This window comes from Pantoea sp. sgz302252 (assembly GCF_047713085.1).
Classification (GTDB): Bacteria; Pseudomonadota; Gammaproteobacteria; order Enterobacterales; family Enterobacteriaceae; genus Scandinavium.
In genome coordinates this window covers 15,213-30,496 of sequence record NZ_JBLFJW010000025.1, presented here as the reverse complement: position 1 = coordinate 30,496, position 15,284 = coordinate 15,213, and the positions used below count along the sequence as shown (strand labels likewise).

At 52.9% G+C, this 15,284-nt stretch carries 15 protein-coding genes; 7 read left to right on the top strand and 8 right to left on the bottom strand.

All coding sequences use genetic code 11. The features are described from left to right. Window positions 1-514: 514 nt before the first annotated feature. Window positions 515-2,008 carry an L-asparagine permease gene (gene ansP / locus ACLW56_RS17780; protein WP_330985068.1) on the top strand — a complete coding sequence of 498 codons (1,494 nt, stop codon included), beginning with the start codon at window positions 515-517 and terminating at the stop codon, window positions 2,006-2,008. Window positions 2,009-2,132: 124 nt separating this feature from the next. Here the strand turns inward: ansP and ACLW56_RS17775 are convergent, their stop codons facing one another. Beyond that, window positions 2,133-3,194 (bottom strand): YncE family protein, encoded by a 1,062-nt coding sequence (locus tag ACLW56_RS17775; RefSeq protein WP_330985067.1) that lies wholly within the window; start codon window positions 3,192-3,194, stop codon window positions 2,133-2,135. Window positions 3,195-3,451: 257 nt separating this feature from the next. Here ACLW56_RS17775 and pqqU point away from each other — a divergent pair, with 257 nt between their 5' ends. Continuing rightward, complete coding sequence (gene pqqU / locus ACLW56_RS17770) at window positions 3,452-5,566, top strand: TonB-dependent receptor PqqU (protein WP_330985066.1); 2,115 nt, start codon at window positions 3,452-3,454, stop codon at window positions 5,564-5,566. Between the two features lie 51 nt (window positions 5,567-5,617). Here the strand turns inward: pqqU and ACLW56_RS17765 are convergent, their stop codons facing one another. The 3 genes from ACLW56_RS17765 to ACLW56_RS17755 all read right to left on the bottom strand — a co-directional run bounded on the left by ACLW56_RS17765 (window position 5,618) and on the right by ACLW56_RS17755 (window position 8,208). Further along, a complete protein-coding gene (locus ACLW56_RS17765) occupies window positions 5,618-6,277 on the bottom strand; it encodes a GntR family transcriptional regulator (protein WP_330985065.1) in 660 nt (219 codons plus the stop codon). Window positions 6,278-6,530: 253 nt separating this feature from the next. Continuing rightward, window positions 6,531-7,568: an NADP-dependent oxidoreductase gene (locus ACLW56_RS17760; RefSeq protein ID WP_330985064.1), complete on the bottom strand. Its 1,038-nt coding sequence runs from the start codon at window positions 7,566-7,568 to the stop codon at window positions 6,531-6,533. 64 nt (window positions 7,569-7,632) lie between these two features. Next, window positions 7,633-8,208 (bottom strand): helix-turn-helix domain-containing protein, encoded by a 576-nt coding sequence (locus ACLW56_RS17755; protein ID WP_330985063.1) that lies wholly within the window; start codon window positions 8,206-8,208, stop codon window positions 7,633-7,635. Between the two features lie 142 nt (window positions 8,209-8,350). Here ACLW56_RS17755 and ACLW56_RS17750 point away from each other — a divergent pair, with 142 nt between their 5' ends. Further along, on the top strand, window positions 8,351-8,869 hold the full coding sequence (locus ACLW56_RS17750; protein ID WP_330985062.1) for a GNAT family N-acetyltransferase: 519 nt from the start codon (window positions 8,351-8,353) through the stop codon (window positions 8,867-8,869). After that, a complete protein-coding gene (locus ACLW56_RS17745) occupies window positions 8,866-9,315 on the top strand; it encodes a DMT family transporter (RefSeq protein WP_330985061.1) in 450 nt (149 codons plus the stop codon). The genes ACLW56_RS17750 and ACLW56_RS17745 overlap by 4 nt, the downstream gene beginning before the upstream one ends. Before the next feature lie 100 nt (window positions 9,316-9,415). Here the strand turns inward: ACLW56_RS17745 and ACLW56_RS17740 are convergent, their stop codons facing one another. After that, the gene (locus ACLW56_RS17740; RefSeq protein ID WP_330985060.1) at window positions 9,416-9,925 is read right to left on the bottom strand and encodes a DUF523 domain-containing protein; all 510 of its coding nucleotides are present in this window, start codon (window positions 9,923-9,925) and stop codon (window positions 9,416-9,418) included. Window positions 9,926-10,016: 91 nt separating this feature from the next. Here ACLW56_RS17740 and ACLW56_RS17735 point away from each other — a divergent pair, with 91 nt between their 5' ends. Together ACLW56_RS17735 and ACLW56_RS17730 are read left to right on the top strand one after the other, a co-directional pair. Continuing rightward, window positions 10,017-10,649 (top strand): dihydrofolate reductase family protein, encoded by a 633-nt coding sequence (locus tag ACLW56_RS17735; protein ID WP_330985059.1) that lies wholly within the window; start codon window positions 10,017-10,019, stop codon window positions 10,647-10,649. A gap of 229 nt (window positions 10,650-10,878) precedes the next feature. Beyond that, window positions 10,879-11,319, top strand: a complete 441-nt coding sequence (locus ACLW56_RS17730; RefSeq protein ID WP_330985058.1) for an NUDIX hydrolase — start codon at window positions 10,879-10,881, stop codon at window positions 11,317-11,319. A 52-nt stretch (window positions 11,320-11,371) separates the two neighbouring features. Here ACLW56_RS17730 and ACLW56_RS17725 read toward each other — a convergent pair whose 3' ends face one another. The 3 genes from ACLW56_RS17725 to ACLW56_RS17715 all read right to left on the bottom strand — a co-directional run bounded on the left by ACLW56_RS17725 (window position 11,372) and on the right by ACLW56_RS17715 (window position 13,468). Then, window positions 11,372-11,524 carry a hypothetical protein gene (locus ACLW56_RS17725; protein ID WP_330985057.1) on the bottom strand — a complete coding sequence of 51 codons (153 nt, stop codon included), beginning with the start codon at window positions 11,522-11,524 and terminating at the stop codon, window positions 11,372-11,374. An 85-nt stretch (window positions 11,525-11,609) separates the two neighbouring features. Then, a complete protein-coding gene (locus tag ACLW56_RS17720) occupies window positions 11,610-11,843 on the bottom strand; it encodes a YdcY family protein (protein WP_330985056.1) in 234 nt (77 codons plus the stop codon). 11 nt (window positions 11,844-11,854) lie between these two features. Next, the gene (locus ACLW56_RS17715) at window positions 11,855-13,468 is read right to left on the bottom strand and encodes an ABC transporter substrate-binding protein (RefSeq protein ID WP_330985055.1); all 1,614 of its coding nucleotides are present in this window, start codon (window positions 13,466-13,468) and stop codon (window positions 11,855-11,857) included. 499 nt (window positions 13,469-13,967) lie between these two features. On the opposite strand from ACLW56_RS17715, the gene ACLW56_RS17710 reads away from it, so the two are divergent. Next, the gene (locus ACLW56_RS17710) at window positions 13,968-15,284 is read left to right on the top strand and encodes an SrfA family protein (RefSeq protein WP_330985054.1); all 1,317 of its coding nucleotides are present in this window, start codon (window positions 13,968-13,970) and stop codon (window positions 15,282-15,284) included.

The following is a 15,284-nucleotide window of genomic DNA, read 5'->3' as shown; positions in this document are numbered from 1 at the left end:
GTCAGGAACATGTCTGCATTATTAGAAGCGCTTGCGAGCGGAGAGAAACAATTTATTTACATTTGCTCTGCACAAAATTAGATATCAAGCCGCGGTCTTTGCGACAAGCGTGGCAATACCCTAACCGGCTAAGTTGCCGGGTCGTAATGTATTCGCCTCACGGTTTGCCGCTCACCACACACCGCGGCTGGACAGTCGTATTCCTTGCCACTCACCAGAGCGATTCTTGCAACACATTGAAATTTAGCTTAAAGACAGCCAAAGAATTCGCTTTGCCGTAACGGTTCAGGAAGCAGATCTGACCACACAAAAAGGGGCGATCTTCGTCACTCTGCGCACCTGTAAGTTTTGCGTCGCTTATGATTTGCAGGTAGGATGCTGCGCCATGTTTTGCCTTATCTCTACGTCAGAATGCTGAGAAAGCCAGAACAATGTGCTGCCGCGCAATCGTTAACGCTGCGGCATTTTTTTGGGCCCCTGATTGGGGTAATGACAGGTTAATCGGGTTATTACAATGAGCACAAAACACAACAGCGCGGCGGAGCATCACGCAGCTAAGCGCCGCTGGCTGAACTCGCATGAAGCGGGTTACAACAAGGCGATGGGCAATCGTCACGTTCAGATGATTGCCATCGGCGGGGCTATCGGCACCGGTCTGTTCCTCGGCGCAGGCGCGCGTTTGCAGATGGCTGGCCCTTCCCTCGCTATCGTCTATCTGGTCTGCGGTATCTTCTCCTTCTTTATTCTTCGTGCGCTGGGCGAACTGGTGTTACACCGTCCCTCAAGCGGCAGTTTCGTCTCTTATGCCCGTGAGTTCCTGGGCGAGAAAGCCGCCTATGTCGCGGGCTGGATGTATTTCGTCAACTGGGCGATGACCGGGATTGTCGATATCACGGCGGTTGCCCTTTATATGCACTACTGGGGCACATTTGGTGACGTGCCACAGTGGGTGTTTGCCCTTGGCGCGCTGGCCATTGTCGGCACCATGAACATGATCGGCGTGAAGTGGTTCGCCGAAATGGAGTTCTGGTTTGCGCTGCTGAAAGTGCTGGCGATTGTCATCTTCCTGGTGGTGGGTACTGTGTTCCTTGGAACCGGTAAACCGCTGGATGGTGGCGCGACTGGCTTCCATTTGATAACCGATAACGGCGGCTTCTTCCCGCATGGCCTGCTACCTGCGCTGGTGCTGGTTCAGGGGGTCGTCTTTGCATTCGCCTCTATCGAACTGGTGGGTACCGCCGCTGGGGAATGTAAAGATCCGCAGACCATGGTGCCAAAAGCGATTAACAGCGTTATCTGGCGTATCGGTCTGTTCTACGTCGGTTCCGTGGTGCTGTTGGTTCTGCTGCTGCCGTGGAATGCCTATCAGGCCGGTCAAAGCCCGTTCGTGACCTTCTTCTCTAAACTTGGCGTGCCGTATGTCGGCAGCATCATGAACATCGTGGTGCTGACGGCTGCGCTGTCGAGCCTGAACTCTGGCCTGTACAGCACCGGACGTATTCTGCGTTCCATGTCGATGGGCGGTTCTGCGCCGAAGTTCATGTCTAAAATGAGCCGTCAGCACGTCCCTTACGCAGGCATTCTGGCCACGTTGGGCGTGTATGTGGTCGGCGTTTTCCTGAACTATCTGGTGCCTTCTCAGGTCTTTGAGATTGTACTGAACGTGGCCTCGCTGGGCATTATCGCCTCCTGGGGCTTCATCGTGGTGTGCCAGATGCGTCTGCGTAAGTTCATCAAAGAAGGCAAATGTGCCGATGTCAGCTTCAAACTGCCGGGCGCACCTGTCACCTCCTGGCTGACGCTGCTGTTCCTCTTAAGCGTGCTGGTGCTGATGGCGTTCGATTACCCGAATGGCACCTACACCATCGCCTCGATTCCGCTGATTGCGGTGCTGCTGATTGCTGGCTGGTTCGGTGTACGCAAGCGCGTGCAGGAGATCCACAGCACGGCGCCGGTTCATCACGAAGGCGAGCAGGATGCGGCGTTGGTTGAGAAAACTTCTCAGTAATTGCCCTGTTATTTCCTCCCTCTCCCTTTGGGAGAGGGTTGGGGAGAGGGGATCAGGCCGCAGAAGTTTTGCGCCACCTGACATCAAAAAGCCGCTCAATCGAGCGGCTTTTCTTATTCCATCATCACAGGGTAATCCGAATCACATCATCCGGCTGCGTTGCTTCTTTTTCGCGAGTTGATTCCTGCTTCACGCTAACGAACAGCGTCTTGCCATCGGCAGACAGCGCAAGGCTGTTTGGACGCGGCGGCGTATCAAAGGTCTTCACCACTTTGTTGGTTTTGGTGTCGATCACGCTCACTTTCCCGGCCAGGCGATGAGTGACGTAAACTTCATTGCGGGTCGGGTTAAACAGAATCGCCAGCCCTTCCGGGGTAGCAATTTTTTCCAGCACTTTGCCGTTGCGATAATCCACAACCAGCACTTCAGGCTGCTTGAAATCGGTGAGGTATGCGCGGTGGTTGGCTTTATCCAGCGCGATGTTCAGGAAAGCGTGCTCTTTGCCGTCATCCACCAGTGTCTGGCGCGTCAGAATGCTGTTTTTGGCGGTGTCGACAGTAACCAGCTCGCCTTCTGCGCTGACGGTATACAGGCGCTGAGCATCGTTATCGAGCGCCAGTGCAGTACTGCGATTCCCGGTGCCGCTAATGGTCGTTTTTAACCTGAGCGTTGCCCCATCAACCACCCACACCACACTCTCTTTGCCCACGCCGGTGATATAGACGCTGTTGGTTTTCTCGTCCACGGCCAGCTCTCGCGGCTGCAGCGGCTTCACGGTTTCACTGCGCTGACGTGAGTCGAGCACCACGCGCCCTTTCACGTCACCCGTTTTGGCGTCAATCGCCGTAATGGTGCCGTTGGTGGTGTTACCAAACCACAGCGTTTGCGCCTGATTGTTGATGGTCGCGCCAAACGGTTTCAGGTCACTGTGAACCGCCAGGGTGATATTCAGCGTTTGCGGGTCGAGGCGATAAACCACCCCGCCTTTGTCGGTCTTACGGCTCTGCGATGTGGCGACCCACAGCGCGTTTTCCTGTGAATTCAGGGCCATTTCATACACCCCTTTCCCGACGGCTTTGCGAAGCATGTCATCCGCAGCCTGAACGTTGAACGTCCAGGCAAGCAGTAAAGAGGTTAACAGCAGAGAACGGCGAAAACGCGGCATGGACAAGTGACGTAAAGACATGACGACTCCCTTTGAAATACGAAATGTGGTACTGCCCGACATGCTTCCTGCTTGCAGCGTCATAGCACTGCATTTTGTTATTGAGAATAGTAATCATTAGTGTCGCTAATGTGGAGTAATTATTTCCTCGCCTCGCCAAAAATGTGCCATTGTCAGTTCGACATTTAACGTAACGTGCTGTTATGGTTTTCAAATAATTTACATAAGAATTAACATATTCACCGTTGTTCCATTTGGTTCATTACCACGAGAGTTGCATGAAAATTATTACCGTTCGCAAGGCTGCGCTTCCGGCATTGTTGTTGCCGCTTCTTCCACTGCCAGATGCCTTTGCGGCCGACGACCAGACGATGGTGGTCTCCGCGACACCGCAAACCACCGTTTCTGAGCTCGATACCCCCGCGGCGGTAAGCGTGGTAAACGGCGACGATATGCGTCATGCCACGCCGCGCGTGAACCTTTCAGAGTCACTGAACGCGGTGCCGGGTTTGCAGGTACAGAACCGACAGAACTACGCCCAGGATTTGCAGTTGTCGATTCGCGGGTTCGGCTCTCGCTCCACGTTTGGCGTACGCGGCATTCGTCTTTATGTCGACGGCATTCCGGCCACCATGCCTGACGGTCAGGGACAAACTTCGAACATTGATATCGGCAGCGTAGACACCCTTGAAGTGCTGCGTGGGCCCTTCTCTGCCCTGTATGGCAACTCGTCCGGCGGAGTGATGAACATCACCACCCAAACCGGGCAACAGCCGACGACCATTGAAGCCAGCAGCTATTACGGCAGCTATGGCAGCTGGCGTTATGGCCTGAAAGCCAGCGGTGCAGTCGGCGACGGCACTCAGGCTGGCGATGTGGATTACACCGTATCGACTTCCCGTTTTTCCACTCACGGCTATCGCGACCACAGCGGCGCACGTAAAAACCAGGCGAACGCCAAACTTGGCGTACGAATTAACGACGTCAGTAAAGTCACGTTGCTGTTTAACAGCGTGGATATTAAAGCTAACGATCCCGGCGGGTTGAGCTACAGCGAATGGCGCGCCAACCCGCAGCAATCCCCGCGTGGCGATCAGTACAATACCCGCAAAGATCTCAAACAAACCCAGGCCGGTTTGCATTACGAACGTCAGCTCAGCGAGCAGGACGACCTCAGCGTGATGATGTACGCGGGCGAACGTCAAACCACGCAATATCAGTCCATCCCGATGGCTCCTCAGCTCAAGCCTTCGCACGCCGGTGGCGTTATCGATCTCGACAGACATTATCAGGGGATCGACACACGCTGGACGCACCGCGGCGAGCTGCTGGTCCCCGTCACCTTCACAACCGGGCTGGACTACGAAAACATGAGCGAGAAGCGCAAAGGTTATGAAAACTTTGTGCTGGATAACGGCGTGCCGGAGTACGGTCAGCAAGGCGCTCTGCGTCGTAATGAACGCAATCTGATGTGGAACCTCGACCCGTATCTGCAAACCCAATGGCAGCTGACGAACAAATTGTCACTCGATGCTGGCGTTCGCTATAGCTCCGTGTGGTTTGATTCCAACGACTTCTACGTTACGCCGGGCAATGGGAATGACAGCGGCGAGGCCAGCTACCACAAATGGCTCCCGGCAGCGTCACTGGAATATGCCGTCACCGATGCCTGGAATGTGTATGTGTCTGCCGGACGTGGGTTCGAGACACCGACCATCAACGAGCTTTCCTATCGTCCGAACGATCAAAGCGGCCTGAACTTTGGCCTGCAGCCCTCAACCAATGAAACCGTGGAAGTCGGCAGCAAAACGCGTATCGGCAACGGACTGCTGACTGCCGCACTGTTCCAGACAGATACTGACAACGAAATCGTGGTTGATAGCAGCAGCGGCGGACGTACCAGCTATAAAAATGCCGGGAAAACTCGCCGTCAGGGAGCGGAACTGTCGCTCGATCAACCGTTCGGGGAAAGCTGGAAACTGAAAGCCGCGTGGACGTGGCTGGATGCGACTTACCGCACCAACGTCTGCGACGACACCAACTGCAACGGCAACCGCATTCCGGGTATCGCGCGCAATATGGGTTATGCCTCGTTTGGCTATGAACCGGAGCGTGGCTGGTACGCAGGCAGCGATATCCGCTATCTGAGCGACATTCAGGCCAATGATGAAAACACCGCCAAAGCCCCCTCCTGGACCGTTGTCGGCCTGAACACGGGCTACAAATTTGGTGTCGGTAACTGGAATATGGACGTGTTCGGACGCATCGATAATCTCTTCGATCGCGAATATGTCGGCTCGGTGATTGTTAATGAATCCAATGGACGTTATTACGAACCGGCACCGGGGCGTAATTACGGTGTGGGGTTATCGGTAGCTTACTCATTCCAGTAATATTTAAGCGTGCCTTAAATAAGCACGCTTAATACTTATTAATTACCGCAATCAATTAATATACTGGCGCTGCAAAATAGCGGCGCCTTGATCAATCGCCCTACAAATTGCCGCACAACTTTCCGCTTCATCTTTTTTCGCTAATGCGCCAAGCAGATCGTCATAATAACGATGCTGTTTAAACACCTCGCAAGAGAGCGGATGCAAATAGTTAAAACAAGGCCCGATGCGCACCCATAATTGTTCGATAAGCGCCGTCAGCGTCGGCATTTCAGCGTAGTCGTACAGGCGGAAACGGAAGCGACAATTCGCCTGCAGCGCCTGCTCCATATCGCCCCGTGCTTTCGCTTCATGAAACGCCTCGACGTAAGTGTGCAGCAAGTCCAGCTTTTCCCCCGTCATTAGCGTGGCTGCCGCACTTACCGCCATGCCTTCCAGCTTTTTGCGGATTTGGTTGATTTCATGATACCGATGCTCCGACACCTCCGGCACCAAAAACGCCTGAGCGGGCGTTGCGTGTAAAGCGCCAGCTGAAACCAGCCGCAGCAGCGCCTCACGCACCGGCGTGATGCTGGTACCCAATTGTTCGGCAAGATCGCGCGTCACCAGCCGGGCTCCCGGCTTGAGCGCGCCAATAATTAATGCGCTTTTTAAATTGATTTCTACCTGAGTCGTCAGGCTCATTCGCTGTGCTTTTTCAAAATCCTGCATGTCTATTTCCTGTATCCAATTTCATTGTTCTCGTGACGGCCTGAGAGCAAACAACTCTGCGCGGTAGCAGGATATATCCTGTATCGCGGGTGGTGTTGGAAATAACATGGAACAATCGGCTATAAATATTCATTATTAGGTTGTTAATTAGGCCGCACAAATCATACCCACTGACTGTTGCACGATTAATTAAAGCCGCTTATGGAAAATTTGCACGAAAACCTGCGGCGTCTGTGACGCCGCAGATGCGTTTTTACTCATCCGCAGCAACGCGAATAACGACTTTTCCGAAATTTTTGCCTTTTAGCAGGCCAAAAAAGGCTTCGGGCGCTTGTTCCAGTCCATCGGTAATGTGTTCACGATACTTTATGGTTCCTTCACGAAGCCACTGCCCCATCGCCTTCTGGAACTCTTCAATCCGGTGACCATAGTCCTGACCAATAATGAAGCCCTGCATGCGAATGCGCTTCTTCAGCAAAGTCCCCATCAGTAGCGGCAAACGGTCTGGCCCGACGGGTAAATCCGTTGCGCTGTAGCCGCTCACCAGGCCACAGACCGGCACGCGAGCCGACGTATTCAGCAGCGGCAGCACGGCATCAAACACCTTGCCGCCCACGTTCTCATAATAAACGTCGATGCCTTTCGGGCAGGCTTTTGCCAGTTGCTCAGCAAAGTCTTCTGCGTGGTGATCAAGGCAAACGTCGAAACCGAGGGTTTCAACGGCATAACGGCATTTTTCGCTGCCGCCCGCCACGCCCACAACGTGACACCCTTTAATCTTGCCAATTTGCCCCACTGTGGCACCGACTGGCCCGGTGGCTGCGGCGACCACCAGCGTTTCACCGGCTTTTGGTTGCCCAATATCCAGCAGCCCCATATAAGCAGTGAAGCCCGGCATTCCGACTATACCAAGCGCCCAGGAAGGATGCTCGGGGTTGTCACCTAATTTGACCAGCCCGGCCCCGTCAGAAAGGGCGTAGTTCTGCCAGCCGTCATAGCCCAACACCCACTCGCCTTTCTTGAAATCCGGGTGATGAGAGGTTTCGACGCGGCTGACCGTGCCACCAACCATTACCGCGCCAATTTCAACAGGCGGCGAGTACGATGGCGCATCGCTCATCCGGCCGCGCATGTAGGGATCGAGCGAAAGATAAACTGTGCGCAGCAAAAGCTGCCCCTGCGCGGGAACCGGGATCTCCCCCTCTTCCAGACGGAAATTTTCCTTCACCGGCTCACCGTGTGGACGGGAAGCCAGCACCCAACGACGATGGCGTGCCTGAGAGTCAGTCATGGTGTACTCCTTTTGTGAAAGCGTTCCCTGAGACTAGTCGCTGTGCGGGCGAACTGCATTGGCATTACGAGCCAGAATGGTTCAGTCGCACCACCAGATAGACACAGGGTTCTTCGGATTCATTGATAAAACGGCAGTCGTTCGGCGGGCCAAGCTCAAGGCAATCTCCCGCGCGCATGTCATGCCGAGTGTCACCTTCGATAAACAGCAATTCTCCCTGCTGTAACCAGATAAGCTGCCTCGCAAGCGCGTAAGAAGACGCAGGCATGGGAATATCACTCCCGGGCGGAAGCTCGACCTGAACAAGATCAATCGGTAAATCACTGCGCGGGGAAACATGGCGGCGTAAATAGTGGCTTTGCGGGTCGCGCCAGACAGGCTGGTTTTCCAGGCGCAGAAGTTTGCCTTCCTGCATTTCAGCGCGGGCGATTAACGTCGACATGCTGATGCCAAACGCGCCGGAAAGCCGCCCCAGCATTGTGGCTGTTGGGCTACTGTCGCCGCGTTCAATTTTATGGATCATCGCCCGCGACGCACCTGCCCGCTCGGCCAGTTCGCTGAGCGACCAGCCGCGAGATTCGCGTTCAATACGGATGCGAGCGCTGATGCGCTGGTTGAGAGTGTCTTCAATAGTATTCATGGCGTAATACTATAGTGCATAAAGCGTCAGGGCGGCAGCGTCGAAATAACACGCTGATAGCCTGATCGCTCAGGACACTTGTCAACACCCTCAGAACTATAGTATCTATAACGTGCTACTATAGTGAACACCTGAGGCCACCATGATCCTTCGTTATGCCAGCAGTGAAGACTGTGCGGCAATTGCCGAAATTTATAACCACGCGGTGCTGCACACTGCCGCTATCTGGAACGATCAAACTGTTGATGTGGATAACCGAATCGCCTGGTTTGAAGCGCGTAAGATTGCAGGATATCCCGTACTGGTCAGCGAGGAGAATGGCGTTGTCACCGGTTATGCTTCCTTCGGTGACTGGCGGGCGTTCGATGGTTTCCGCCATACGGTTGAGCATTCTGTTTATGTTCATCCTCAGCATCAGGGAAAAGGTCTCGGTCGTGCCCTTCTGGCGCAGCTGATCCTCGAAGCTAAGCAGATTGGTAAGCATGTGATGGTGGCAGGCATTGAATCGCAAAACGCTGTATCGCTTAAACTGCACGCCTCGCTGGGCTTTGTGACCACAGCGCAAATGCCGCAAGTGGGCACCAAATTTGGTCGCTGGCTGGATCTGACGTTTATGCAATTGCAGCTTGATGAGCGCCAGGAGCCGGACGCGAAGCCATGAATCAGTCATTAACGCTCACCTTTCTGATTGCTGCGGGCATTGGGCTGGTGGTGCAAAACACGCTGATGGTGCGCATTACGCAATCAGCCTCCACCATTCTGATTGCGATGCTGCTCAATTCGCTGGTCGGGATCGTACTTTTCGTGTCGATTCTGCTGATTAAGCACGGGCTGAGCGGCTTTCAGGAACTGGCCTCCAGCGTCAAATGGTGGACGTTAATTCCCGGCTTGCTCGGCTCCTTCTTCGTGTTTGCGAGCATCAGCGGATATCAGTACGTTGGCGCGGCCACCACCATTGCGGTGCTTGTTGCCAGTCAACTTATCGGTGGGCTGGCGATGGATATTCTTCGTCAGCAAGGCATTCCCTGGCGGGCGTTAGTCGGGCCTGTTTTTGGTGCGATTATGCTGGTGATTGGCGCGTGGCTGGTGGCCAGACGGCAGTTTTGACATGTAAAAAAATCCCCTTTTGATCCTGATACCGGGATCAAAAGGGGATCTCTATGAAAAGCAGTGAAATCATTAGCTAACCGACCTGCCCTGAATAATTTCAGCTACCGGTCGATTTCCCTTCTCTTTCTTCAATCCAAAGCATTAACTCTGGGATCTGAGCTTCTGAGAACACAGCTATTCCATGTTCACGGAGCAGTGATGCTGCAACACCCATACCTGTTTTGCGGGTGTTGTTAAAAGAACCATCATAGATAGTCTGACTGCCACACGTTGGGCTGCCATCCGTTAACAAAGCGGCACGACAACCCGATTCCTGGGCCGCACGTAGCGCTAACCAGGCAGCAAGTTGATAATGGTCAGTCACATCTAGCCCGGTATTTTCAATGATTTTGGCGCGGCCATGCATCACATCGTTGCCGTCAGCAAACTTGATTTCGGCGGGAGGACGAGGGACAGGCAACCCGGCCGCCAATTCAGGGCAATGGATCACTAAGCGTTTTTCCTGTTGCCACTGAGACAATTGAGCAATCACCTTCGCTTTATCACTTCCGTTATAGCGAACCTTGAAGCCCATCAGGCAAGCACTGACGAGTATTTTATTTATCATCGTTTTTCTGCAATGGATGATGAAAGTCAGGGATTGTACCACCTCGACAGCGTGATTCATCTACCCTACAAAGAGCACGCCCCAAACTCTGGTGCGCCTCACAGCGCTATGTCATCAAAACTTAATCGAAGAGAAAATCATGAGAAAAATAGTGTCGTTTGTTCATGTGTCGCTGGATGGTTTTGTCGCTTCTACCGCTGAGGGTCCGGCGAGTCTGGCCTGGATAAGCATAAGCCCCGACTTGTTTGAATACGTGGAGCAACGGATTCTGCAAACCGACACCGCCTTATATGGGCGCACCACCTTCCAGATGATGGAATCGTACTGGCCGACTGCAGCCGATAAGCCTGACGCCAGCCCGCATGACCATGCGCATTCGCGTTGGTATAAATCTGCCCACAAAGTGGTGTTGTCGACAACCCTGTCGGAAAAAAATCATCCTGATACACAAATCATCAGCAGCCATTTAAGCGACGAAATCAGCAAGCTCAAGCACAATGCGGGCAGCGAAATCTTAGTATTCGGCAGCCCCTCAGCAACTCACGCGCTAATGGCGGAAAACCTTATTGATGAGTATTGGCTATTCGTGAATCCAGTTTTGCTTGGGCAAGGCATTCCCCTGTTCAAAAACATAAAAGACAAAACCTCACTGAAACTGGTGAAGAGTCACGTTTTCCCGTCGGGCGTAGTGTGCCTGCAATACGAGGTGAAGCGAAATCAATGATGGAAGGTTCTGATCGTTCTGTTAGTGGGGAAAAATCTCCGAACGGCTGCATTTTTGTGAAAAGGGTCAGCAGCTTGCGCTTTTGGCTCTGTGCGGACGGACGGGATGGCTTTTAGCGAGGAGCGAAAGTTGAATGTAGTTGATGCCGCTGTGTTAGGCGATTTTTAATGAAAACTATGTTTTCATAATCTCAACAATTGTTGTTCACACTTTATATATTGGGGGCATTGTGCGTACTCGGCCATCATCTCGGTTAATAGTCCTTTCACCTGAAAATCAGGTATTGCTCTTTAATTTCTATCATAAAGATGATGCTTTGAAGGGAAAGGCATACTGGGCAACGCCTGGTGGCGGGCTTGAACACAATGAATCCTACGAGCAAGCTGCTTTGCGCGAATTGTTTGAAGAAACGGGTCTAACAAGAACGACAGCAGGACCGCAGGTAGCATCCAGAAACTTCAAAATGATGCTACCAAGTGGTGAGACAGTTCTTGCAGACGAGCGTTTCTTTATTATTCATGCTGATAAATCAGAAATCGACCGCTCTGGATGGACGAGTAGCGAAAAGAAAGTCATTCGAAATCATCACTGGTGGACAATTGAAGAACTCAGTAATACCGCTGAAATAATCTTCCCACTCGATTTGATCATTAGCATAATTCAAAAGTAGCCTTAACCCTCCAGCCTATGCACGACCTATCAGAACATCCCTGTAATCTGAATCAGTGTTTCCCTTGTTGCCGGAACTGTTCAAGCTCCTCGGTGGCCTCATCCAGTTTGGCTTTGTAGAGCTTCACCAGCGCCTTATCTTTCATATTGTATTGATACTGTATCGCCAGCCCTGACAGCAACAACGTGACAATTAAAAACCACATACCTGACTCCCCAACAAAAAACCCCGCCATGCTACGAGCATAACGGGGTTGATGATGAGCATTATGTGCTTGTTTGCACCAAATTTTAGAGGATTGTGCCACCTTTGGTGAGCTGCTCGTGACGCGCATCCTGTTCTTCTTTGTGCTGGCGCCCATGGTGGGCAATCGCCGTGCGCAACCGCTGCTGTTGGGTGAAACGCTCATCCCGGCTTAACGCGGTGTCATCGCTGAGCGTAATCAGCAACTCATTCATGCCACTGATCACTCCGGCTTCGATGGCGGCATCCACCGCGACACTGACCTCATCCAGATGTGACATATCCTCTCCTGTTAATTCAGTTTCACTTTAGAAAAATCGCTGCCCATCAGGCTGACGCTGTACCCGGTGACGTTGCTGCGGGTGGCGAAGAAGGTTTTGCCATTCGCCAGCGCAATCCACGGTGCTTGCTGCTGGAATATCACCTGTGACTGCTCATACAGTTTTGCACGAGCCGCCGGGTCGCTGGTCAACTTCGCTTTCTGGACCAGATCATCATACCCCTTATCACACCAGCGTGCGGCGTTGGAGCCGGTTTTAATGCTGTTGCAGCCCAGAAGCGTGTCGGCAAAGTTGTCCGGATCGCCGTTATCCGACATCCAGCCAAACAGCGCAGAATCGTGTTCACCTTTGCGCATTCCGGAGAGGTATTCGCCCCATTCATACGTGGTGATTTTGGCTTTAATACCGACTTTCGCCCAGTCATTCTGGATCATCTCGGCGATGCGGCGTGAGTTCGGGTTGTAAGGGCGCTGTACCGGCATCGACCACAGAGTGACTTCCGTGCCCTCTTTCACCCCCGCTTGCTTCAGCAAGGCTTTTGCTTTTTCAACATCGTAGCTGTAGTCCGGCAAGTCTTTCTTGTAACCCAGCATATTTGGCGGGATCGGCGATTTTGCCACGGTGCCGGAACCCATAAAGACCGCATTCACAATCGCTTTTTTATCCGTGGCGTAGTTCAGCGCCTGGCGAACCAGCACGTTATCAAACGGTTTTTTCTCGGTATTAAACGCCAGATAACCAACGTTCAGCGCTTCCACCGCGTGCAGCGTCAGATCTTTGTTCTTTTTAATCACATCGAACTGGACCGGTGACGGCGCAGGGATAATCTGGCATTCGTTAGTTTGCAGTTTCGCGAGGCGCGTTTCGACGTTCGGCGTGATGGAGAAAATCAGGTGCTTAGTCGGAACCTCGCCATCCCAATAGTTGGGGTTAGCCACATAGCGAATCAGTGAATCCGTTTTGTACTGCTGGAAGGCGTAAGGCCCGGTGCCAATAGGCCAGGTGTCGACATATTCCGGCGTGCCTTTCTTCAGCATCGCATCCGCATATTCGGCGGAAAGAATCGACGCGAAATCCATGCCCCAATCAGCAAGAAACGCCGCGTTCGGTTCGGTTAATTCAAACTGGACGTGGTAATCATCAATTTTCTTCACGTCTTTAATGAGCTTGTCGAGCCCGACATCGGTGAAGTACTCATAATTACCCTGCGACACTTTATGGTACGGGTTATTTTCATCTTTCTGGCGCATCACCGAGAAAATAACGTCATCCGCGTTAAAGTCGCGGGTGGGCTTAAAGTATTTGTTGCTGTTGAACTTCACACCCTGCCGCAAAGTAAAGGTATACGTTTTGCCATCTGGTGAAATGGTCCAGGCCGTCGCCAGTGAAGGAACAGGCGTGTTTTTTTGCGGATCAAAGTTGATCAAACGGTTATACAACACCTGAGAACTGGCGACGAACGAAGGGCCGGAGCTGGCAATTTGCGGGTTGAAGGACTCGGGTGACGCCTCGGAGCAGTAAATCAGCGTGTCGTTCGACGCCGCCATGGCGGCCCCTGCGGGCAGAACAGAGCTCAGCGCAATCGCCAACAGCGTTTTCCCAGCTAATGCTTTCGTTGCAGACATGGTTATAAGCCTTATTGTTTTATTCTATGAGGCTTCATCACAGCACAGGGCAGTTATTCTGGCAAATAACCAAAGGGCATCAGGTTATGCTAAAGCCGCTGATATTGACGATTTCTTCACCATTTCTGCGACAGCGTTAAAAAGATAAAAAAAACCACCGGGGGGGGCCGGTGGCGAGTCACTTGCATTGAATACGTCGATAGTTATGTGATGTAAAACATCTTTATTTTTGTGGGAATAAGAATATCGCAATCTCCCTGCTAATACCATGGGGTTAATTAAAAGAGAACACTCTAATAATCCTAAGGTCATTTGTTGACGGAAGCGATATTTTCCCCTCTTACCTTGCTGTTGGTTTGGCTTAAGTGTCGTCGAAAATCAAGCAAAACGGCGCTTATCAATGGCCCGAAGATTTGCCTTTTTTGCCCTGTCCTCTGCCGTTTAGTTTGACGTTCTCTGCCGTAAAGTAGAGGCGTGAAAAAGTCTATGGGATAAGAACGTGGCAAAAACTCTTTTACGCAGCGGCAAACTGGACGACTTCCAGTCCGTGGGCGGCGGCGGCCAGGCCGTATTTGCATCAGCATTACAAATCCGTGAAACGCTGCGTCTGCGCAAACAGCAGGCTCTGGTGGAGTGTCTGGCGATCCCGCAGGTCAACGATGACGGCGACCGTGTTGACTGGTATTCCCCGGTTGAGGGCGACGTGGTTGCCTGGAAGGCCGCTGAAGACGAACAGCGCGACCGTGCCCTGCATCAGCTGGAAACGATGGCCGATGCCGCACTGAGCCTGGCGCGCAAATGCCAGCAATCGGACAAAACCGCTCAACAGCTGTTTGGTGCGCTGCTGGAAAAAGCGCTGCAATTCCCAGGCGAAAACCACGTATTTCTGGTCGACGGCAAACCGGTCATCACCTTCTGGGGCTTTGTGAATCTTAACGAAAGTGCCCGTGAGGAGCTGTTTGGCTGTCTGCACACGCTCCCTGTAGATGAACCTTTACTGATCGCCGATGAAGAGCCGCTGAACGTTACCTTAAGCCACGCCGACGAACCGCTGCTTGCCGCCCCATTAGCCCTGACGACATCAGTAGAACCTGAAGCAGAAACCGTGCCTGAAGTGGTTTCAGAACCAGAAGTCAGTGAACCAGAGCCGATGGCTGTGCCAGAAAAGAAACTGCGCCGCCTGCCGCTGTGGAGCCTGCCTGTTGCCGCCGTCATTGTTGCCGCGATTGCCGGGCCGCTGCTCTGGCCACGCCAGACAACGTCTGCCGAACCTGAAATCGTCCACGTTGAACCGCAAACCGCCGACGTTCAGCCTGCGCCAGAGCCTCTGCCAGAACTGAAAGCGGCCCTTCCGCTGCATCTGGCGAGCGTGACTGAACCGGTTAAAGAAGAAAAACCTGAGCCTAAGCCAGTGGTTATCGCAGCCATTCCTAAAGATGCGCTGGTGATGGAAGCCGACCAGATGCGTGCAGGCACCACCAAATTCCTCAACGGTAACTGGCGTGTGCTGGTTGACGTGAAAGATCCGGTGAGCGGTAAGCCGCTGTCACTCCGCTATCAAATTCTCAATAACAAAGGCAGCGCTCGTCTGGTACATGGCGATAACGTGGTCTGCAAAGCCGATATTTTCTCTGGCCTGCATCAGAACGGGGAGTTGTTGATCAAGAGCCGTGGGCATGCGCGTTGCAGCGATGGCTCGCGTTATCCGCTGCCTGAAATCTCCTGTAAGCCTAGCACCAGCGACGTGGCTGAGTGCACTGGCCGCTACGATGCCAGCACCGTGGTGCCGTTAACTTTCCGTAAAGTGGGAGCGTGA